General features: G+C 61.1%; 18 protein-coding genes. 17 read left to right on the top strand and 1 reads right to left on the bottom strand.

Annotated features, from left to right (window positions below; genetic code table 11):
- The first annotated feature begins 13 nt into the window (after positions 1–13).
- The 6 genes from sucC (at position 14) to aroC (ending at position 7,063) form a co-directional block, all read left to right on the top strand.
- Entirely contained in the window at positions 14–1,183 is a 1,170-nt protein-coding gene (gene sucC, locus R3E82_06235; protein MEZ5550464.1) for an ADP-forming succinate--CoA ligase subunit beta, read from the top strand.
- Positions 1,180–2,055 (top strand): succinate--CoA ligase subunit alpha, encoded by an 876-nt coding sequence (gene sucD / locus R3E82_06230; GenBank protein ID MEZ5550463.1) that lies wholly within the window; start codon positions 1,180–1,182, stop codon positions 2,053–2,055. The genes sucC and sucD overlap by 4 nt, the downstream gene beginning before the upstream one ends.
- 104 nt (positions 2,056–2,159) lie before the next feature.
- A complete protein-coding gene (htpG, locus tag R3E82_06225; protein ID MEZ5550462.1) occupies positions 2,160–4,088 on the top strand; it encodes a molecular chaperone HtpG in 1,929 nt (642 codons plus the stop codon).
- Positions 4,089–4,172: 84 nt separating this feature from the next.
- Complete coding sequence (locus R3E82_06220) at positions 4,173–5,072, top strand: DUF4892 domain-containing protein (GenBank protein MEZ5550461.1); 900 nt, start codon at positions 4,173–4,175, stop codon at positions 5,070–5,072.
- The gene (gene prmB / locus R3E82_06215; GenBank protein MEZ5550460.1) at positions 5,065–5,931 is read left to right on the top strand and encodes a 50S ribosomal protein L3 N(5)-glutamine methyltransferase; all 867 of its coding nucleotides are present in this window, start codon (positions 5,065–5,067) and stop codon (positions 5,929–5,931) included. Before R3E82_06220 ends, prmB begins: the two co-directional genes overlap by 8 nt.
- A 46-nt stretch (positions 5,932–5,977) precedes the next feature.
- The gene (aroC, locus tag R3E82_06210) at positions 5,978–7,063 is read left to right on the top strand and encodes a chorismate synthase (GenBank protein MEZ5550459.1); all 1,086 of its coding nucleotides are present in this window, start codon (positions 5,978–5,980) and stop codon (positions 7,061–7,063) included.
- A gap of 11 nt (positions 7,064–7,074) precedes the next feature.
- Here aroC and R3E82_06205 read toward each other — a convergent pair whose 3' ends face one another.
- Entirely contained in the window at positions 7,075–7,974 is a 900-nt protein-coding gene (locus R3E82_06205) for a LysR family transcriptional regulator (protein ID MEZ5550458.1), read from the bottom strand.
- Between the two features lie 101 nt (positions 7,975–8,075).
- Between R3E82_06205 and leuC the strand changes: the two genes are divergently transcribed.
- The 11 genes from leuC (at position 8,076) to R3E82_06150 (ending at position 20,610) form a co-directional block, all read left to right on the top strand.
- Complete coding sequence (leuC, locus tag R3E82_06200; GenBank protein ID MEZ5550457.1) at positions 8,076–9,491, top strand: 3-isopropylmalate dehydratase large subunit; 1,416 nt, start codon at positions 8,076–8,078, stop codon at positions 9,489–9,491.
- The gene (leuD, locus tag R3E82_06195) at positions 9,488–10,147 is read left to right on the top strand and encodes a 3-isopropylmalate dehydratase small subunit (GenBank protein MEZ5550456.1); all 660 of its coding nucleotides are present in this window, start codon (positions 9,488–9,490) and stop codon (positions 10,145–10,147) included. Before leuC ends, leuD begins: the two co-directional genes overlap by 4 nt.
- 4 nt (positions 10,148–10,151) lie before the next feature.
- Positions 10,152–11,279: a 3-isopropylmalate dehydrogenase gene (leuB, locus tag R3E82_06190; GenBank protein MEZ5550455.1), complete on the top strand. Its 1,128-nt coding sequence runs from the start codon at positions 10,152–10,154 to the stop codon at positions 11,277–11,279.
- Complete coding sequence (locus R3E82_06185) at positions 11,276–12,298, top strand: aspartate-semialdehyde dehydrogenase (GenBank protein MEZ5550454.1); 1,023 nt, start codon at positions 11,276–11,278, stop codon at positions 12,296–12,298. The genes leuB and R3E82_06185 overlap by 4 nt, the downstream gene beginning before the upstream one ends.
- A gap of 453 nt (positions 12,299–12,751) precedes the next feature.
- Entirely contained in the window at positions 12,752–15,055 is a 2,304-nt protein-coding gene (locus R3E82_06180; protein MEZ5550453.1) for a FimV/HubP family polar landmark protein, read from the top strand.
- A gap of 12 nt (positions 15,056–15,067) precedes the next feature.
- Positions 15,068–15,865 (top strand): tRNA pseudouridine(38-40) synthase TruA, encoded by a 798-nt coding sequence (gene truA / locus R3E82_06175; protein ID MEZ5550452.1) that lies wholly within the window; start codon positions 15,068–15,070, stop codon positions 15,863–15,865.
- Between the two features lie 198 nt (positions 15,866–16,063).
- Positions 16,064–16,714 carry a phosphoribosylanthranilate isomerase gene (locus R3E82_06170; protein MEZ5550451.1) on the top strand — a complete coding sequence of 217 codons (651 nt, stop codon included), beginning with the start codon at positions 16,064–16,066 and terminating at the stop codon, positions 16,712–16,714.
- Between the two features lie 31 nt (positions 16,715–16,745).
- A complete protein-coding gene (trpB, locus tag R3E82_06165) occupies positions 16,746–17,951 on the top strand; it encodes a tryptophan synthase subunit beta (GenBank protein MEZ5550450.1) in 1,206 nt (401 codons plus the stop codon).
- A complete protein-coding gene (gene trpA / locus R3E82_06160; GenBank protein MEZ5550449.1) occupies positions 17,948–18,760 on the top strand; it encodes a tryptophan synthase subunit alpha in 813 nt (270 codons plus the stop codon). Before trpB ends, trpA begins: the two co-directional genes overlap by 4 nt.
- Before the next feature lie 5 nt (positions 18,761–18,765).
- Positions 18,766–20,067 carry a bifunctional tetrahydrofolate synthase/dihydrofolate synthase gene (gene folC / locus R3E82_06155; GenBank protein ID MEZ5550448.1) on the top strand — a complete coding sequence of 434 codons (1,302 nt, stop codon included), beginning with the start codon at positions 18,766–18,768 and terminating at the stop codon, positions 20,065–20,067.
- Between the two features lie 15 nt (positions 20,068–20,082).
- Positions 20,083–20,610: an SPOR domain-containing protein gene (locus R3E82_06150; GenBank protein ID MEZ5550447.1), complete on the top strand. Its 528-nt coding sequence runs from the start codon at positions 20,083–20,085 to the stop codon at positions 20,608–20,610.
- The last annotated feature ends 6 nt before the right edge of the window (positions 20,611–20,616 follow it).

The raw sequence follows: 20,616 nt of genomic DNA, 5'->3' as shown, positions 1-20,616 counted from the left end.
AGGCTGGACTCAGATGAACCTACACGAATATCAGGCGAAGAGCCTGTTTGCTCAATATGGACTGCCGGTGTCACAGGGCCATGCCGTCGACACCGCCGATGAGGCGGTAGCTGCTGCGAAGAAGATCGGCGGGAATCGCTGGGTCGTCAAAGTACAGGTTCACGCAGGTGGCCGGGGCAAGGCCGGTGGTGTGAAGCTTGCCGACTCGCTGGAGGATATCCGGGCGTTTGCCGACAAGTGGGTTGGAAAGAATCTGGTCACCATCCAGACCGACGAGAAGGGCCAGCCGGTCAGCAAGATCTACGTCGAAAGCTGCACCGATATCGACCGGGAGCTTTATCTGGGTGCGGTCGTCGATCGCGGCAGCCGGCGGGTCGTGTTCATGGCTTCCACCGAAGGTGGCGTGGAAATCGAGAAGGTGGCGGAGGAAACACCGGAGAAGATCCTGCGTGCGGTCATTGACCCTTATGTTGGCGCACAGCCCTACCAGGGACGGGATCTGGCTTTCCGGCTGGGTCTGAAGGGTGATCAGATCAAGCAGTTCACCAGCCTGTTCATGGGGCTGTCTCGACTCTTCCATGAGCTCGACTGCTCGCTGCTCGAAGTCAATCCGCTGGTGGTCACCAGTGCCGGCAATATCCATTGTCTCGATGCCAAGGTGAACGTCGATGGCAACGCCCTCTATCGGCAGAAGGTAGTGGCTGCAATGCACGATCCTTCCCAGGAAGACGAGCGTGAGGCTCAGGCAGCCAGGTTCAATCTCAACTATGTCGCCCTCGATGGCAGCATCGGCTGCATGGTCAATGGTGCAGGCCTGGCAATGGGCACCATGGACCTGGTCAAGATTCATGGCGGCAACCCGGCCAACTTTCTCGACGTGGGAGGTGGCGCGACCAAAGAGGCGGTCTCTGAGGCTTTCAAGATCATCCTCTCGGATAGCAACGTGAAAGCTGTACTCATCAACATCTTCGGCGGCATCGTCAGCTGCGCCACCATCGCCGAAGGCATCATTGGTGCGGTTCAGGATGTCGGCGTGGAAGTGCCTGTGGTGGTCCGCTTCGAGGGCAACAATGCGAAAAAGGGGCGTGAGACCCTGGCGAAGAGCGGTCTGAACATCATCGCCGCCGAGAGCCTCACTGACGCTGCGAAAAAGTCTGTTGCCGCCGCAGGAGGTCGCGCATGAGCATTCTGATCAACAGGAACACCAGGGTAATCTGCCAGGGCTTCACCGGATCCCAGGGTACGCTGCACAGCGAGCAGGCAATCGCCTACGGCACGCAACTCGTGGGCGGTGTCACACCCGGCAAGGGCGGTACCGAGCATCTCGGCAAGCCGGTATTCGATACGGTTCGCCAGGCCGTCGAGGCAACAGGCGCCACGGCAAGCGTGATCTATGTCCCAGCCCCCTTCTGCCAGGATTCCATCCTGGAAGCTGTGGATGCAGGCATCGAGCTGGTGGTCTGCATAACCGAAGGTATTCCCACGCTGGATATGCTCAGAGTGAAGGCCAAGCTCGACACCACCGGGGTACGACTCATCGGACCCAACTGTCCGGGTGTGATCACCCCCGGTGAGTGCAAAATCGGCATTATGCCGGGTGAAATCCATCTGCCGGGCAAGGTGGGCATCGTTTCCCGCTCCGGCACTCTGACCTACGAAGCAGTCAAGCAGACTACGGACCGGGGCTTCGGTCAGAGCACCTGTGTCGGTATCGGCGGCGATCCGATTCCCGGCAGCCATTTCATCGACATCCTCCAGCTGTTCGAGGCAGACCCGAAGACCGAGGCGATCGTGATGGTCGGCGAAATCGGTGGCACCGCGGAAGAAGAGGCCGCCGCCTTCATCAAAGCAAACGTCAGCAAGCCGGTGGTCTCCTATATTGCGGGCGTAACTGCGCCCCCCGGCAAGCGCATGGGACACGCTGGCGCCATCATTGCCGGTGGCAAGGGTACCGCTGCGGATAAATTCGCAGCCCTCGAGGCCGCCGGTGTACGCACCGTGCGCAGCCTCGCCCAGATCGGTGATGCGCTGGCGGAGGTGACCGGCTGGTCTTAGTCGCCGGCAAGCTGCCCTGGTGGAGCGCCGGATACCCGCGTGCTCTTGAATTGAGGCAACCAGACCCCATATAGCGCCTGGTATTGGACTAGGCGCGTACTGACATGGCTGAACCGGCAACCGAAACCTTCGGCTTCCAGACCGAAGCGAAGCAACTGCTCAAACTGATGATCCACTCCCTGTATTCCAACAGGGAGATCTTCCTGCGTGAACTCATTTCCAATGCATCGGATGCGATCGACAAGCTGCGATTCAAATCCATCTCGCAGACCGGACTCCTCGATGAAGACTCAGACTTCCGCATCCGGGTCAGCTTCGACAAGGAAGCCGGCACCCTGACGATTGCCGACAACGGCATCGGGATGACCCGGCAGGAGGTCATAGACAACCTCGGCACGATCGCCCGCTCCGGCACTGCAGACTTCCTGAACAGCCTCACCGGCGATCAGAAGAAGGATGCCAGGCTGATCGGTCAGTTCGGTGTCGGCTTCTACAGCGCCTTTATCGTTGCGGAGGAAGTCGAGGTCATCACCCGAGCAGCGAGCACCGGGGATTCCCGCACCGGTGTGCGCTGGGTTTCAAAGGGAGAGGACGCCTTCTCCATTTCGGAAGTCGATGACGTGGATCGTGGCACCGAGGTCATCCTGCATCTGCGCGCGGATGCGCTGGAATTTGCCGACGACTATCGCCTGCGCCACATCGTCCGTCGCTATTCCGATCACATTGGCGTGCCTGTCGAGATGCCGGTAGCAGGCAACGACCCGGAGTCCTCGGACGACGGGAAAAAGGCAGCAGATACCCCGGTTGAATTCGAGGTGGTGAATTCCGCAAAGGCACTCTGGACCCGCTCCCGCAGCGAGATCACAGACGATGAATACAGGGAGTTCTACAAACACATTTCCCACGATTTCCAGGACCCGCTGACCTGGAGCCACAATCGGGTCGAAGGCAAATTCGAGTACACCAGTCTGCTCTATCTTCCCCGTCATGCGCCCTTTGATCTGTGGAACCGGGAAGCACCCAAGGGGCTGAAACTCTACGTGCAGCGTGTCTTCATCATGGACGAAGCAGAACAGTTCCTGCCGCTGTATCTGCGCTTCATCAAAGGGGTCGTGGATTCGAATGACCTGCCGTTGAACGTATCCCGGGAGATTCTCCAGCAGGACGAGCGGGTCACCTCGATCCGCAACGCGCTGACCAAACGCGCGCTCAACATGCTCGAGAACCTGGCGAAAGAAAAGCCGGAGGACTACGCCACATTCATCGACGAGTTCGGCGAAGTTCTGAAGGAAGGGGCCGGAGAGGATTTTGCCAACCGGGAAGCCATTCTCAAACTGTTGCGCTTCTCCACGACCCACGACAATCTCGAAGACAAGCGTCAGGGCCTGGATGACTATCTGTCGCGGATGGTGGAAGGGCAGGACAGGATCTATTACCTGGTCGCAGACTCCTACGAAAGTGCGAAATCCAGCCCACACCTGGAAATTTTCCGGAAACGGGGCATAGAGGTCGTGCTGCTCTACGATCGGATCGATGAGTGGATGATGTCTGCCCTGCAGAGCTATCAGAACAAGGACTTCCAGGACGTCATGCGCGGAGATCTGAGTCTTCCCGGAGAAGCAGCGGATGCGGAATCCGAAGACAAAGCAGAAGATGCCGCCGTGGATTCGGAGTCCCTGACCACCCGGATCAGGACGGTGCTGGAAGATCAGGTCGAAGCGGTACGGCCGTCGAAGCGGCTGACCGATTCACCCGCCTGTCTGGTGCTCGCCGAGTTCGCGATGGGGCCTCAGATGCGGAGAATCATGGAGGCTTCCGGCCAGTCGGTGCCTGAGGAGAAGCCCATTTTCGAGTTCAATCCCTCACATCCGCTGATTCACCGACTCGATCGGGAAACGGACGAAGACAGGTTCCGGGATCTGGTGCTCATACTCTTCGATCAGGCCAGCCTGGCCGATGGATCGCCACCGAGTGATCCGGCCGCCTATGTGGGTCGATTGAATCAATTGCTGCTGAACCTCCTCAACGACTAACATCGGGCGATGACATTCATCACCGCGCGAGCGCAGCACTTTCGGTCCCTGTGCCTTGAGTACCGGACTGAGTATCACCGGCGGGTGAGCAGGGTTTTTCGCACCTTTGGTGTTCTGATCCTGGGAGCTGCCCTTACCCATCCCGTTGCGGCAGCATCGGCGACACCGCGGGATCCACTGGATCTGGAGCGGTTTCCCCACTCTACGATCGTGAAGTACGATCTGGACGAAGCGCTGCTCCCCAGGGAGTTTGCCATCGGCAGGGTGGACAAATCCCGGCGTGATGTTCGAGCCGAGCGGGAGGTACGCCCGGAGGCGACGCGGGAGACGGCGACCTATGAGATGCCACCGGCCACCAAACCTGAGGATGTCGTCAACCACTATCGGGGCTTACTGGGCAGCGGCACGATCTTCACCTGTAAAGGCCGCGATTGCGGTCGTAGCAACGACTGGGCCAACTACATCTTCGGTGAAGCCATTCTCTATGGACCGGACATCGGCCAGTTCTATCTGGCCGCGGAGCTTGGCGAACATCTGGTATCCGTTTATGTGATCGAGCGGGGTAACAAGCGGGTATACGCGCACCTTGAGGTCCTCCGGCCCCAGACCCCCATGGTTCTGCGCGGTAATGCGGAGGTAGTACAGCGTCTGGCTGGAGATGGAATCACACTCATCAGTGGCGTGAAGCCTGACAGAAACGGCGTGCTGTCAGATGGGGCACTGACCCTTCTCGGGACTCTCGGCGATGACCTCACAGTATTCAACGGACAGACCCTGTATGTGGTCTGTCATCTTTACGGGCCTGTGGATGCAGAACGTCTGATTGAACGATCGACAGAATGCGCCGGACAGGCAGCGCGCGCGCTGGCCACGGATAACGGACCGGAGTTCCGCGCTTTCGGTGCCGGCCCGCTGCTCCCCCGCACGAGCGGTGCGGCATCCCGTCTGGAGCTGGTACTGCCGCATCGTCTCAATCGTGACTGACTCAGGATCATCGCCGACGATCGGCGATGCCATCCATCAGGCTGCGGAAGCACTCGAGACCGGCGGGGTGGTGTTCGGTCACGGCACCGACAACGCCTGGGATGAGGCCGTGGCACTGGTGTTGAGTGTCACCCGGCTGCCGGATGACCGCGTCAGTCTGAACCAGCCGCTCACTGCCTCCGTCAATGCACGGATCCAGGAACTCCTGGGGCGACGCATCGCTGAACGGATACCTCTGGCCTATCTGCTCGGACACGCGCCTTTCGCCGGCCTGGATTTTCTGATCGAACCCGGTGTCGTCATTCCCCGGTCACCGATTGCCGAGCTGATCTGCCAGGATTTCTCACCCTGGCTGAGGCAGCCACCGCAACGCATCATCGACCTGTGCTGCGGCAGCGGATGTATCGGCATAGCCGCTGCGCTGAACTTTCCGGACGCGCACCTGACACTGGTGGACGTGGATGCCCAGGCGGTCAGACTCACCCGGAAGAACGTTTCCTTACACGCACTGGGAGATCGGGCAACGGTGCTGCACTCCGATCTCTTCGAGGCCCTCGCACCCGGTGGCTTCGATCTCATCCTCAGCAATCCACCTTATGTGGATGGCACCGACATGCGTGCGCTGCCCCCGGAGTACCGCCATGAACCGGGGCTGGGCCTGGATGGCGGACCCGACGGTCTGTCCGTGGTGCACCGGATCCTCGCGGCTGTGCCGGAACGACTGAACAGCGGCGGGATCCTCGTGTGCGAGGTCGGTGCGAGTGCACCTGCGCTGCTTCGTGCCTATCCAGAGACCGAGTTCTTCTGGCCAGACCTCACCGGCGGGGGAGAGGGCGTGTTCATTCTGTCGGATCATTGAGACATACTGGCGCCGCATCCACACAACGTCCCAGCAGAGCGAATCTATGGCCGGCAACACCTTCGGACAGGCTTTCACTGTCACCACCTTCGGTGAGAGTCATGGCATTGCACTGGGTGCTGTCGTGGACGGCTGCCCGCCGGGACTGGCGATCTGCGAAGCGGATCTGCAGTACGATCTCGACCGGCGCCGTCCCGGCCAGTCCAGATACACGACCCAGCGGCAGGAACCGGATCAGGTTCGGATCCTCTCCGGTGTGTTCGAAGGTCTCACTACAGGCACACCGATTGGTCTGCTCATCGAAAACGTTGATCAGAAAAGCAAGGACTACGGCGCGATCAGGAACGTCTTTCGCCCCGCCCACGCCGATCTCACCTACCAGGCCAAGTACGGCCATCGGGACTATCGGGGTGGCGGCAGGGCGTCCGCCCGGGAGACTGCGATGCGGGTTGCTGCTGCCGGGATCGCCAGGAAGTTTCTCCGCAAGGAGGCTGGAATCGAGATTCGCGGCTATCTGTCCGCGATCGGCGACATGGTTCTGCAGCCGAAGGATCTGTCGATTGTCGACAGCAATCCGTTTTTCTGCCCTGACCCTGACAGGCTGGACGACATCGCCGCCCTGATTGATCAGCTGCGGCGGGAGGGGGACTCCATCGGCGCGGAAATCACTGTGCTGGCAACCGGCATGCCGGTGGGCCTCGGTGAGCCGGTGTTCGGCAAGCTGGACGCGGAACTGGCCGGCGCACTGATGAGTATCAATGCGGTGAAGGGTGTCGCCATCGGTGATGGCTTCGAGTCCGTGCGCCAGCGAGGTACAGAACACCGGGATGAAATCCGCCGCTCGGGCTTCCTGAGCAACCATGCCGGCGGCGTGCTCGGTGGCATTTCATCCGGACAGGACCTGATTGCCCGCATCGCGCTGAAACCCACCTCAAGCCTGACCACACCCGGGAGAAGCATCGACCGTCAGGGTAACGAAGTCGACGTGATCACCAAAGGGCGCCACGATCCCTGTGTGGGTATCCGCGCCACACCAATCGCCGAAGCCATGACCGCCCTGGTGCTGATGGATCAGTATCTGCGGCACCGGGGACAGATCGGCAGCTTCCGGGGGTTTCCGGAGCCGGTCTAGCACGGTCCGGGTCAGTCGCCGGAAGCGTGTTCCGGATCTGCGTGGTCGCGCAGGATACCGAGGAACGCACTGGCCGCATTCGACGCAGTGCGTTGCGGATGGGTGACATGGCCCAACTGCCGGCGCAGGGGCGGGGCATTCGTCTCCAGCGCGATCAGGGATTCTCCGACCATGGAGGCGGGCAGCACACTCCAGCCCAGTCCAATGCCGACCAGCATGCTGATGGTCTCGAGAAAATTCGTCGACAGGGTCGGATTGAGCGCAATGTCCCGGGATTCGAACAGATCGGCGACGATGCGTCCCGTGTAGGTCGCCATGCCGGGTAGCACCACGGGATGCCTGGCGAGTTCCTGCAGGCTGAGCGCCCCACCAGACCTGCCCACCAGTGGATGATCCGCGGCGACCACGAAGCACAAGGGGTCATCCCATACAGGTACACAATCGAGCTCGGGATCTCCTGCGGGATTCAGGGTCACCACCGCGAGTTCGGTTTCCGTGCGGCGCACGAGTTCGTGGGCCGCTTCGGAATCCTCGAAACGGATGTCCAGAGACACCGCCGGATGGGCGCGGCTGTATGCCCGCAACACCGGGGCGAGCCGATGCAGGCCGACGTGATGAGAAGTCGCCAGCCGCAGCGAGCCTTCAATCCGGCTGTCCAGGTTGCGCAGCAGCCGCTCCGTATCCGCCATGCCTGCCAGCAGACTGCGTGCCCTGGGCAGCAGCAGAGCGCCGCCATCGGTCAGATAGACCCTTTTCCCGATGCGATCGAAAAGCCGCGTATTCAGACGGTTCTCCAGATTCTGGATACGCTTGGTCACAGCCGGCTGGGTGATATGCAGGGATTCAGCCGCCCGGGAGAAGGAACCGCTGTCGGCTACCGCCAGAAAGGTTTCCAGATCGATGGTCTGCATGATTCCAGATATCTATCAGAAGTATAAAAATAATGAATTTGTTTTATTCCGTAAGCGATTTTAGGCTTCCGTTTCCAGAATTCAATCCTTAAGGGCAGCCTGTGACCGCCAGAACTCTGTACGACAAGGTGTGGGACGCTCATGTGGTGGGCGAGCGCGCCGACGGTCAGACCATGATTTACATCGACCAGCAGCTGCTCCACGAAGTGACTTCTCCCCAGGCCTTCGAAGGTCTGGCGCTCGCCGGTCGCACGCCCTGGCGGGTCGACGCCAACCTGGCGACCCCGGACCACAATGTGCCGACCGACCATCGGGAGCTGGGCATCGCGGGCATCAAGGATCTGATTGCCCGGGAGCAGGTGGAGACCCTGGATCGCAACTGCCGGCGTTATGGCATCACCCAGTTCGACATACTCGACCCGCGTCAGGGGATTGTGCATGTGATCGGTCCGGAGCAGGGGGCCACACTGCCGGGCATGACGATTGTCTGCGGGGATTCCCACACCTCCACCCACGGCGCTTTCGCAGCTCTGGCCCAGGGCATAGGCACCTCGGACGTGGAGCACGTGCTGGCGACCCAGTGTCTGGTGCAGCGCAAGGCACGAAATTTCAGTGTCCGGGTCGAAGGCAGCCTCGCCCCCGGTGTGTCTGCGAAAGACCTGATTCTCGCGGTGATCGGAAAGATCGGAACCGCTGGTGCGACTGGCCACACCATCGAGTTCCGGGGTAGTGCCATCCGCGGCCTGAGCATGGAAGGCCGCATGACCCTGTGCAATATGGCCATAGAGGCCGGGGCCCGGGCGGGCATGGTCGCCGTCGACGACATCACCCTCGACTATGTGCGCGGACGGCCCTTCAGTCCGAAAAAATCCCAGTGGCCTGCCGCGGAAGCCTACTGGCGAACCCTGGTGTCGGATCCGGGGGCCCACTTCGATCGGGAGATCGAAATCGATGCGGCCGACCTGACTCCCCAGGTCAGCTGGGGCACCTCTCCGGAAATGGTCGCCGGTATTGGCGATCGGGTACCGGATCCTGAACAGCTCGCGGATGCCTCGGCTCGCGAAGCACTGGTTCGAGCGCTCACCTACATGGGCCTCAAAGCCGGCCAGTCGATCAAAGACATTGCCGTGGATCGGGTATTTATCGGCTCCTGTACCAACTCCCGGATTGAGGATCTGCGTGCGGCAGCCGCGGTGATCCGGGGCAGGCGGGTCGCCAGAACGGTAAAACAGGCAATGGTGGTCCCCGGGTCGGGTCTGGTGAAGGCTCAGGCCGAAGCGGAAGGACTTGCCGCGATTTTCCAGTCTGCAGGTTTTGAATGGCGCGCCGCGGGGTGCTCCATGTGTCTGGCGATGAATCCGGATCGACTGCACCCGGGCGAGCATTGCGCGTCCACTTCGAATCGGAACTTCGAAGGCCGTCAGGGCCACGGCGGACGGACCCATCTGGTGAGTCCGGCAATGGCGGCAGCTGCCGCACTGCATGGTCATTTCGTGGATGTGAGGGAGGAACTGTGAAGGCCTTTACACGGGAAAGCGGGAGCGTTCTGCCCCTGGATCGGGCGAACGTGGATACCGATCAGATCATTCCAAAGCAGTTTCTGAAATCGATCCATCGTACCGGCTTCGGCGACAACCTCTTCGATGCCTGGCGTTACCTGGACGAAGGTGCGATCGGCATGACACCGAACGAGCGGCGCATCAATCATGAGTTCGTGCTCAACGATCCCCGTTACCAGGGTGCCAGGGTACTGCTCGCCCGGGACAATTTCGGCTGCGGGTCGAGCCGTGAGCACGCCGTGTGGGCGCTCCTCGAATATGGATTCCGGTGTGTGATCGCACCGAGTTTCGCAGATATATTTCTTAGTAATTGCTTCAAAAATGGACTGCTACCTATTGTTTTAGAAGAAAATATCATCGATGAACTCTTTGCGCTTGCTGGGGGTGAGCGGCCTTTGGAAGTCACCGTCGATCTGCCCAGGCAGCAGATTGAATTGCCGGCGGCGAACGGCAAACTCCGCACGCTGAATTTTGCGATCGATCCCCAGAAGAAAGCTTCCCTGGTAGGCGGACTGGATGATATTGGCCTGACGCTGGCCCATCGCGAAGCGATTGCGGCATTTGAATCTTCTCATCGTCAGGCGATGCCCTGGCTCTTCAACCGCGGAGGTTAGTCCGGTGAGTACTGCGCCTGTAGAAAAAGCACTGCAGAAAATCCTGGTGCTGCCCGGTGACGGAATCGGTCCGGAGGTGGTAAGTGTGGCCGTCCGCGTGCTGGAAACGGTCGCTGCGCGCAACGGTCTGGGTCTGGAACTGGAACAGGGCCTGGTCGGCGGCGCGGCCATCGACGCCACCGGTGTCCCGCTGCCCCCGGAGACCCTGGCCAGAGCGCGATCCGCAAGGGCCATACTGCTCGGTGCCGTTGGCGGCGAGAAGTGGGACAAATTGCCCACGCTGTCCCGTCCCGAGCGGGGTCTGCTCGGGTTGCGTTCGGGTCTCGAACTGTTCGCCAATCTGCGCCCGGCCATCCTTTTCGAGCCTCTGGCTTCCGCGTCCTCGCTGCGGGCTGAACTGGTGGCCGGACTCGACATTCTCATAGTTCGCGAGCTCACCGGCGGCATCTATTTCGGTGAGCCCCGGGGCATCGAAATCGTCAATAACGAACGCCGCGGCTTCAATACCTATGTCTATTCAGAACACGAGATCGATCGAATCGCCCGGGTCGCGTTCGAACTGGCACGTAAGCGGGGTGGCCGTCTGTGTTCGGTGGATAAGGCGAATGTGCTGGAGGTGACCCAGCTCTGGCGGGAGGTCGTCGAACAGGTGGGCGCCGACTATCCGGATGTGAAGCTCAGTCACATGTACGTGGATAATGCCGGTATGCAGCTTGTCAGGGCGCCCAAGCAGTTTGATGTGATCGTCACCGGCAACATGTTCGGCGATATCCTGTCGGATGTCGCGGCGATGCTTACCGGCTCCCTCGGCATGCTGCCGTCGGCTTCCCTGGCTGCAGACGGCACCGGCATGTACGAACCCGTGCATGGATCCGCACCGGACATAGCAGGGCAGGACAAGGCCAATCCGCTCGCGACCATCCTCTCGGTGGCCATGATGTGTCGTTACAGTCTGGATGCACCTGCGGCCGCCGATCAGATCGAAAGGGCTGTGGGCCGGGTACTCGAGCAGGGCGTGCGGACGGCCGACATCTGTCCGCCGGCGGCAGACGCGGACTCGGAAAAATTTGAAGTCGTCGGCACCATCGCCATGGGTGACAGAGTGCTGACCGAACTGGAGCAGCTGTCATGAGTGAAGGGTTCGACGTAGCCGTCGTCGGTGCGACCGGTGCTGTGGGCGAGGCGATGATCGAGATTCTGGCCAGCAGAAATTTTCCGGTGAGGAGTCTCCACCTGCTCGCCAGCGAGCGCTCGGCGGGCAAGCGCCTGCAGTTCAACGGCAAATACCTTACCGTCAAGCGGCTCGATGAGTTCGATTTCAGCCAGGTACAGATCGGGCTGTTTTCCGCAGGTGGTGCCATATCGGCCGAATATGCACCCAGGGCTGGTGCCGCTGGCTGTGTGGTGATCGACAACACCTCCCATTTCCGCAATGAAATCGATGTGCCCCTGGTTGTGCCTGAGGTGAACCCACAGCGTGTGGCCGACTTTCGAGCGCGGAATCTGATCGCCAACCCCAACTGCTCGACCATACAGATGGTGGTGGCACTCAAACCGCTGCACGATGCCGCCCGTATCACCCGGATCAATGTGGCCACCTACCAGGCGGTATCCGGGGCCGGCGCGGGCGGTGTCCGCGAACTGGCCGCGCAAACCACGAATCTGCTGAACACCAAGCCCATTGAAGCGAAGGTGATGCCGGTGCAGATCGCCTTCAACGTTGTGCCCCAGATCGACAAATTCCAGGACAACGGCTACACCCGGGAAGAGATGAAGATGGTCTGGGAGACCCGCAAGATCCTCGAAGATGACAGCATCCAGGTGAACCCGACCTGTGTGCGGGTACCAGTTTTCTACGGCCATTCCGAAGCCGTACACATAGAAACGGAGCGCAAACTGACCCCCGAAGAAGCCCGCAAACTGCTGTCCCGGGCCCCCGGTGTGAAGCTGGTGGACGAGCGGGAACCAGGCGGATATCCGACCCCCGTGGGCCAGGCCGCCGGCACTGACCCGGTTTTCGTCGGCCGCATCCGCGAAGACATCTCTCATCCGAGAGGCCTGAACCTCTGGGTTGTCTCCGACAACGTACGTAAAGGCGCTGCCCTCAACAGCGTACAGATTGCGGAAATTTTGCTAAAACATCTGGGTTGAGGTACAAACCTCGCGCACCCTCGCGCTTCTGGTGCAGGCAGCGTGCACAGCGCACGGCAGTTTCGTGAATCTGTACGCATTACCTGGTGTTTGAGTGGCCGGGTAGAAACAGCCTGCAGATGGGTACCCAAAAGGCAAAAAGAACTGCCATAATTGATACTTACTGCAATTTTCAGCCTGGGTTTCTAGGTTACCGTTGCTTGTCAGGAACATGGATTTCCCGTGAACAGGCTTTCAAAACACACTGCGGTGGTGAGACCCCTGCGATGACCTATGCAAGGCAGCTTGCACTGGGCCGTTGTGCGCATGGCAACCCGGTTGGCAGCAGCACCTCAAAGCGCCGGTCTCGGCACTCCATTAACTGGTACTCGACAGGGGGCGCCTATGGTTAGGTTTTTGCTCAATAGGTTGCGCTCGGGCGCAATCTGCGTGGTCGGTATGGCTGTTTTTGCCATGTCGACCCCCGCATGGTCGTTGGGACTCGGCGAAATTGATCTGCAATCCGCCCTCAACGAGGAGTTTGTGGCCAGCATCGAACTGCTCGACGCACAGGGCCTGCAGCCGGATGAAGTGCTGGTCTCCCTCGCATCGACAGAGGACTTCAATCGGGTCGGTGTCGAGCGTTTCTTCTTCCTGACCGACCTGAAGTTCCAGGTGATCAGCGCAGCGAACGGTTCCGCACAGGTGCAGATCACCAGTTCGCGCCCGATCACCGAGCCCTATCTGAACTTCCTGGTCCAGGTGTTGTGGCCCAGTGGTCGACTGCTCAAGGAGTACACCGTACTGCTTGATCCCCCGACCTTCAGTGCCGCCGCAGCACCGGCCGTCAGAGCCCCTGCCCAGGATCGCGCAGCCGCAGGCTCGGGTCAGGTGCAGCGCTCCGCCGGTCAGGGCCGGCCGGCGGACCGGGTGCAGGTTGCACCCGCGGCCTCGGTCGCGCGTGATGGCGCCACCAGCGCACTGGATGAAGACGTGGTCGGCAACGAGTTCCGTATGACGGACCGGGACGATACCCTCTGGTCAATCGCATCCCGCAGCAGACCGTCTGCTGCGGTGAGCGTGCAACAGAACATGCTCGCGATCCAGCAGCTCAATCCCGATGCCTTTATCAACGGCAACATCAATCTGTTGAAGGCCGGTTATTCACTGCGCCTGCCCGACGAAAGACAGGCACTGGCCCTCTCGGACGGCGAAGCGCTGGCTGAGGTCTCCCGCCAGAACAGCGAATGGCAGGCCATCAACCGTGGTGAACAGATCGCAAGTCGAGGAGAAACCCAATCCACGACTCAGACAACCCGGACCGCGGACGCTGCTCCCGCAACGTCGCGCAGTCCGGTCGATGCCTCCAGCCGGAGCACAGGAACCACGCCGGCGCGACAGACAGACGGCGAACTGAAAATCATTGCCGATGATGGCGACAGCGTCGTCGGTGTGGCAGATGCCAGCGGCAGCGGCCAGTCAGCGGCCATACTGGAGGAAAACGACAGGCTCGCCCGTGAAGTGGAACAGCTGGCATCCCAGCTCGATCGCGAAAAGGATATCGCGAGCGATCAGATCGCTGTCAAGGAACGACAACTGGAAGTCAAAGATCAGCAGATCGCGGAACTCCAGGCTCAACTGGCCGCAGCCCAGCAGCAGGCTGCCAGCGCACCTGCCCAGAGCCAAAACCAAAGTGCAGCGCCCCGGCCGGACCAGGCCTGGTGGCAATCACCCCTCGTACTCTACGGCGGAGTGGGTGCTTTGGTTTTGCTTCTGGCCGGCTGGATGGTGCGCGCTCGCCGCCGTCGTGAAGAAGATGATTTCTATGCGGACAGCGAAGCCATCAGCGAAGACCGCCACGAGCCCGCCCTTGGTCAGGCTTCCGGTACCCCGGCCGAAGCCGACCTGGAGGATTTCGAAGACGAGGAGCCGGTTGCCCGGGAAGCGGACAGCAGCGAACACGAAGTACCGGATTCGGAAACCAGCGATGTCATCGGTGAGGCTGACATCTATATCGCCTATGGCCGCTACCCCCAGGCCATCGGCCTGCTGCTGGGTGTCCTCGACGAAGACGCAACCCGCAATGATGTCCGCCTGAAGCTCCTCGAAGTCTATGCGGAAACCAGTGATCGGGAAGCCTTCGATACGCACATGGCCGCGCTGATCGAGCATTGCGACGAAGAGGATGCGCTGCTGACTGCAAGGGATCTCGAGGCACGGTTCGGTGAGGGCCCCATCTCCCTGGACGAAATGGTTCAGGAACCCGACGAGCCGGCGAGCACAGCGATCGCCAGCAGGGCGGCAACCACTACCCGAACCGCGGCAGATGCGCTGGATTTCGATACCGGACTCGACGGCCAGGCGGAGGCGGCTGAAGAAGTCGAACCCCGTGACCGACCCATCGACTTCAAGCTGGAAATTGACGACGCCGCCACCGATGAGGAGGTTGAGTCACCCCCTACATCAGGTGCAGGTGACGAACTGGGCGGCGATCTGGGTATCGACTTCAACCCGGACCGTGAAGACACCGATACCCTGACCATCGATGGCGAATCCGATGATGATGCTGTGGCCGCCCTCGATGAACTGAGCCTCGATGACAGCTCGGAATTCGAATTCGACGATGAAGGCGACAGCGCCAATACCAAACTGGATCTGGCCAGGGCCTACATCGATATGGGCGACGCAGACGGTGCCCGGGACATCCTTAAGGAAGTCATCGACGAGGGCAACTCCGAACAGCAGCAGCGTGCCCAGTCGATGCTGGAAGCCCTTTAGGAAGCCATTCCGATGCGAGTGGCCCTCGGCGTCGAGTACGACGGCGGCGCCTTCAACGGGTACCAGCAGCAGCTCCAGGTGCCCAGTGTGCAGGAAACCCTGCAGATTGCGCTGAGTCAGATTGCCGATGAGCCTATCCAGCTCGCCGCCGCCGGACGAACCGACGCGGGCGTGCATGCCACCGGCCAGGTTGTGGCCTTCGAAACTGCCGCTGAGCGTCCACCACGCGCCTGGCTGGATGGTGTCAACTCCCTGCTGCCGGCGACGCTCAACGTACACTGGGCCCGGACCGTCGAGACATCCTTCCATCCCCGCTTCGATGCGACCGCACGGCGCTATATGTATCTCTTTTACGAAGATGCACGGCGCTCGACGCTGCTGGATGCTTACGCAGTACGCAGTCAACCTCTGGACGACGACGCCATGCACCGCTGCGCGGCTGTACTGGTGGGCGAACATGACTTCAGCACATTTCGGGCAGCAGGCTGCCAGTCCCGCTCACCCTTTCGCTGTGTACACCGCATCGCCATACACCGGTTCGAATCCTTCGTGGTCATCGACATCACCGCCAATGCGTTTTTGCTCCACATGGTCCGTAATATCGCCGGTGCACTGTGGCAGGTCGGTCAGGGACGCGGCAGCCTGTCCTGGATCCGGGAACTGATGCGGGCCGGCGATCGCAGCAGGGCACCTGCGACAGCACCGGCCCGGGGCCTCTACCTTGTGGACGTGCGATATCCGCACGAGCACCTGCCGGGTGGCCGACTGCCCGGACTGCTGCGCGCCCTCGGCAGCCTTGACCGGTTTTAAAGAGACCGGTTTTAAAGAGACCGGTTTTAAAGAGACCGGTTTTAAAGAGACCGGTTCTGAAGACCTCCCGGCGCCATGATCCGGGCCCTGCAGGCGGGGGATGGGCGCACGGCCCTCAAAGCGTTTTTCATCCCCGCACGCCTTCGTTAGACTAGCGCGCTTTCTCACCCCACCCGGCGGTGCGGACAGTGAGCAAAGATGACAGAGTGCTCCGGAACCCGAATCAAGGTCTGTGGAATCACCCGTCCTGAAGATGCCGAGGCGGTGGCCCGGGTCGGCGCCCATGCCCTTGGCCTGAATTTTGTCGTTTCCAGCCCGCGGGCTGTGGGAATCGCAACCGCCGCAGAGATCGCCGGACAGGTCGAAGGCAGGCTGCAGCGGATTGCCCTGTTTGCGGATTCCGGCATTGCCGAAGTCGAACAGGTGCTGCGCAGCGTCGACATCGATCTGCTGCAGTTTCATGGTGCTGAGCCCGGCGCACTGTGCCGCAGTTTCGGTTTACCGTACATGAAGGTGGTCAGTGTCGGGCGCAATCCCATCGACCTGTCGCTGCTGGCCGAAGAGTATCCGGACGCCTGTCTGCTGCTCCTCGATACCTACATTCCCGGACAGGCAGGCGGCACGGGCCGGCCTTTCGACTGGTCGCTGTGGCCGCAGAGGTCCCCGTGGCCCCTGGTGCTGGCGGGGGGCCTGACGCCGGACAATGTCGAAGCGGCCATTCGACTCACACATCCCTTCGGGGTCGATGTCGCCGGTGGCGTCGAGGGTCCGGTCAAGGGTGTAAAAGACCCGGATCGACTGGCCCGGTTCGTGGCCGCCGTACATGCGGCGGATCGACGGGACAGCTGACCTCAGGCTTCAGTCAACACAGGAATCGAACATGGACGGCGCTAACAGATACGACCAGCCCATCGGCGGCCACTTCGGCCAGCATGGCGGCCGTTTCGTTGCGGAAACCCTGATGCATGCGCTGGATCAGCTCACCGAGCTGTATGAGTCAGCATCGAAGGATCCTGAGTTTCAGGCCGAGTTTCGTCGCGATCTGGCCAACTACGTGGGTCGGCCGACACCGCTGTACTGTGCCGAGCGATTGACCCGGCATCTGGGTGGCGCGCGCATCTACCTCAAGCGGGAAGATCTCAATCACACCGGCGCCCACAAGGTAAACAACACCATCGGCCAGGCACTGCTCGCCAAACGCATGGGTAAACCCCGGGTCATTGCGGAGACCGGAGCGGGACAGCACGGGGTCGCAACTGCAACGGTCGCCGCCCGGCTCGGTCTCAAGTGCCAGGTTTATATGGGTGCTGAAGATATCAAAAGGCAGAGTCTCAACGTCTACCGGATGAAGCTGCTGGGCGCGGAAGTGATCCCCGTGCACTCCGGCTCCCGGACCCTGAAGGACGCCATGAACGAAGCCCTGCGGGACTGGGTAACCAACGTGGACGACACCCACTACATCATCGGCACCGTTGCGGGTCCGCATCCATATCCGATGCTGGTTCGGGATTTTCAGTCGGTGATCGGCACCGAGGCTCGCGCTCAATGTCTCGAAGCCGAAGGGCGTCTGCCCGATGTACTCGTTGCCTGCGTGGGCGGTGGTTCAAACGCTATCGGACTGTTCTATCCTTTCATCGATGACGCCAGTGTGCGAATGGTGGGAGTGGAAGCCGGCGGCGACGGCATCGAGACAGGACGCCACGCAGCTCCATTGAATGCCGGCCGCATCGGTGTATTGCACGGCAACCGCACGTACCTGATGGAAGACGACGACGGCCAGATCATCGAGACGCACTCGATCTCGGCCGGCCTCGATTATCCGGGTGTCGGACCGGAGCACGCCTACCTCAAGGACATTCGACGCGCCGAATACAGCGCCGTGACAGATGACCAGGCGATGGCCGCCTTCCGTCTGCTCAACCGTGTGGAGGGTATTCTCCCCGCACTCGAATCCAGCCATGCGCTCGCCTGGGTTTCCGAGCATGCGGGTTCAATGGATCCGGAACAGATCATCATCGTCAATCTGTCCGGCCGCGGCGACAAGGACATCCTCACCGTCGCTGACATCGATGGAATAGCACTGTGAGCCGCCTGACGGGCTGTCTGCAGACACTTCGATCCAGCGGTCGCAAGGCACTGGCCACTTTCATCACCGCCGGTGATCCGGACAGTGCAGCGACTGTTCCCGCACTGCATGCCCTCGTCGCCGGTGGTGCAGACATTCTCGAACTCGGCATACCGTTTTCCGATCCGGAAGCGGAAGGACCTACGATCCAGGCTTCATCCGAACGCGGTCTGGCCAGCGGGATGACTCTGCGTGGCTGCCTGAAGCTGGTGGCGGGTTTCCGGGAGAAGGATGCGGAAACTCCGGTAATTCTCATGGGTTACCTGAACAGTGTCATGGCCATGGGGTTTGCAGCTTTCGCCGGTGCCGCCGCACAAGCGGGTGTGGATGGACTGATCCTGGTCAATCTGCCACCCGAAGAGGCGGAAGAACTCAAGGGGGAACTCGCGCCGCACGGCATCGATCTCATCTTCCTCGTAGCGCCAACGACGACCACTGAGCGTGCCCGGATGATTGCCTCCCATGCCAGCGGCTTCATTTATTACGTGTCCCTCAAAGGCACTACAGGAGCCGGTCATCTGATCGCGGAATCGGTTGCAGCAAAGGTGAGTGAGTTGCGCGCGGCCAGCCCCCTGCCGGTACTGGTTGGGTTCGGTATCAAGGATGGCGGGACGGCGAGTGCGGTCGCCCGCCACGCTGACGGTGTGGTGGTCGGCAGCGCGCTGGTCAATACCATGGCCTGCCAGCAGAATTCCACGCTTCGACTGCAGGAGTTGACCGCGCAGGTTGCTTCGATTCGGACTGCGCTCGATGCCGGGAGCCCGGGCTAGCAGAAATGCAGGCAGATCCCTCAAGTTCGATCGACCGCACGAAGTCCCTCGCCGACTGGCTCGAATTCGCGGAGTCCATTCACCCCAAATCGGTGGATCTCGGCCTGGAGCGTGTGCGCCGCGTGGCGGAACGGCTGGGTGTGCTCAGGCCCGCACCACTGAGTCTCATCATTGCAGGAACAAATGGGAAAGGTTCCACGGCAATTGCCGCCGAAGCCCTGGGTCTGACCGCCGGTCTGAAGGTCGGCACAACCCTGTCACCGCACGTACACCACTTCAATGAGCGGGTTCGTATCGGCGGCGTGCCACTCGATGATGCTGCGCTGGCCGACCTGTTTGCCCGGGTGGATGCGGCAAGAGACCAGGAAACTCTCACCTATTTTGAATTTTCCGCCCTGGTGGCGCTGCTCGGCTTCAGGCAGGCCCGGGTCGATCTGGCGATACTCGAAGTCGGACTCGGCGGACGCCTGGATGCCTTCAACATCGTCGATGCGGACCGCGCGATCGTCACCAGCATCGGACTGGACCATCAGGACTGGCTCGGCAGTGATCTCGAGCAGATCGGCCGGGAGAAGGCGGGCGTGTTCCGTCAGGGCCAGCCGGTGGTCGTGGGGGCTGTGACAGATTCCGTCATTGCTGCAGCAGACAATCTCAACTGTTCGGTGCAGCGCCTCGGCAGGGAATTCAGCATCCAGGAGTCTCCCCGGGATTGGGTATATCGATCATCCCGGCGTGCTGGAATCCGGATTCCCCGCAGCGATCTTGCGCCGGCCAATTGCGCACTGGCCATTGCCGCACTGTCCAGCCATCTGCAGCTGTCAGATCCGCAGATCGTGCAGGCCATGAGTGGACTGTCGCTGACCGGCCGCATGGAGCTGTACAAGGTGCAGGGTGTGAGCCTGATTCTGGACGTCGCGCACAATCCAGCTGGGGCTGATTTTCTGCGCCAGCAGTTGGAGCGCCGCTTTCCTGAGCAACGCTTTGTGGCCGTGTGCGGCATGCTGGCGGACAAGGACGCCGCGGGAGCTGCAGCTGCACTCGATGGCATAGTCCGGCAGTGGTTGACTGTGGACACCACAGGACCCAGAGGGCAGAGTGCCGCCAGCCTTGCCGAGCAGCTTGTCTCCGGTCTGGAGAAAGGGCGGGCTGGGCAGCGTGCCGCCCACACCGGGATCGGAACATTCGACCGTTTCGGGGATGCCTGTGACGCCGCCGTGTCGTGTGCCGGAGCGAAGGATGCTATTCTCGTGTTCGGTTCGTTCAGCGTGGTGGAGCAGGCACGAAATCACTTACGCGAAGCCAGATAGTATATGCGGGAAAAGATGGACGAACAGACTCGCTATCGGGTGACCGGCAGCCTGTTTCTGCTGGCTGTCCTCATCATCTGCCTGCCGATGATCTTTGACGGCGAAGGCGAACCTCCGCTGGAGATCGAGCCTCTCGAAGTGGTCACCGTATCGCCCGAAGTCACCGCACTGGATACGGTCGCACCAGACAGCGAGATCGTTGCCCGTGCGGACGAACTGCGCGGTCGCTACGACCAGGAAGGTTTCTCCACTACCGATGGCACCCGCATCGGCGAACCGGTGCTGACGACCCCGACGCCTGAAACCAGGATCTGGGCAGTGCAGGTGGCGAGTTTTTCCGATTCCGAGAACGCCTCCAGGATGCGCGACAAACTCCGCGAGCAGGGCTTCGAAGCATTCATTTCTACGGCTCGGTCCGGTGAAAGTGTGATGAGCAGAGTGGGTGTAGGGCCTCTGTTGAGTCAGACAGATGCAGAAACCCTGCAGAAAGAACTGGCGCAGATGCTGTCGGTCAAAGCGCGCGTGATGGCTTTCGCCAACTGATGATCA

This window comes from Pseudomonadales bacterium, assembly GCA_041395945.1.
Classification (GTDB): domain Bacteria; phylum Pseudomonadota; class Gammaproteobacteria; order Pseudomonadales; family Azotimanducaceae; genus SZUA-309.
This window is presented reverse-complemented; position numbering and strand designations above follow the sequence as displayed.

What these genes read in the sequence shown, in the direction of transcription:
- sucC (MEZ5550464.1), top strand. Translation starts at nt 14, where the DNA reads ATGAACCTACACGAATATCAGGCGAAGAGCCTGTTTGCTCAATATGGA.
- sucD (MEZ5550463.1), top strand. Translation starts at nt 1,180, where the DNA reads ATGAGCATTCTGATCAACAGGAACACCAGGGTAATCTGCCAGGGCTTC.
- htpG (MEZ5550462.1), top strand. Translation starts at nt 2,160, where the DNA reads ATGGCTGAACCGGCAACCGAAACCTTCGGCTTCCAGACCGAAGCGAAG.
- aroC (MEZ5550459.1), top strand. Translation starts at nt 5,978, where the DNA reads ATGGCCGGCAACACCTTCGGACAGGCTTTCACTGTCACCACCTTCGGT.
- R3E82_06205 (MEZ5550458.1), bottom strand. Translation starts at nt 7,974, where the DNA reads ATGCAGACCATCGATCTGGAAACCTTTCTGGCGGTAGCCGACAGCGGT.
- R3E82_06185 (MEZ5550454.1), top strand. Translation starts at nt 11,276, where the DNA reads ATGAGTGAAGGGTTCGACGTAGCCGTCGTCGGTGCGACCGGTGCTGTG.
- R3E82_06180 (MEZ5550453.1), top strand. Translation starts at nt 12,752, where the DNA reads ATGTCGACCCCCGCATGGTCGTTGGGACTCGGCGAAATTGATCTGCAA.
- truA (MEZ5550452.1), top strand. Translation starts at nt 15,068, where the DNA reads ATGCGAGTGGCCCTCGGCGTCGAGTACGACGGCGGCGCCTTCAACGGG.
- R3E82_06170 (MEZ5550451.1), top strand. Translation starts at nt 16,064, where the DNA reads ATGACAGAGTGCTCCGGAACCCGAATCAAGGTCTGTGGAATCACCCGT.
- trpB (MEZ5550450.1), top strand. Translation starts at nt 16,746, where the DNA reads ATGGACGGCGCTAACAGATACGACCAGCCCATCGGCGGCCACTTCGGC.
- folC (MEZ5550448.1), top strand. Translation starts at nt 18,766, where the DNA reads ATGCAGGCAGATCCCTCAAGTTCGATCGACCGCACGAAGTCCCTCGCC.
- R3E82_06150 (MEZ5550447.1), top strand. Translation starts at nt 20,083, where the DNA reads ATGGACGAACAGACTCGCTATCGGGTGACCGGCAGCCTGTTTCTGCTG.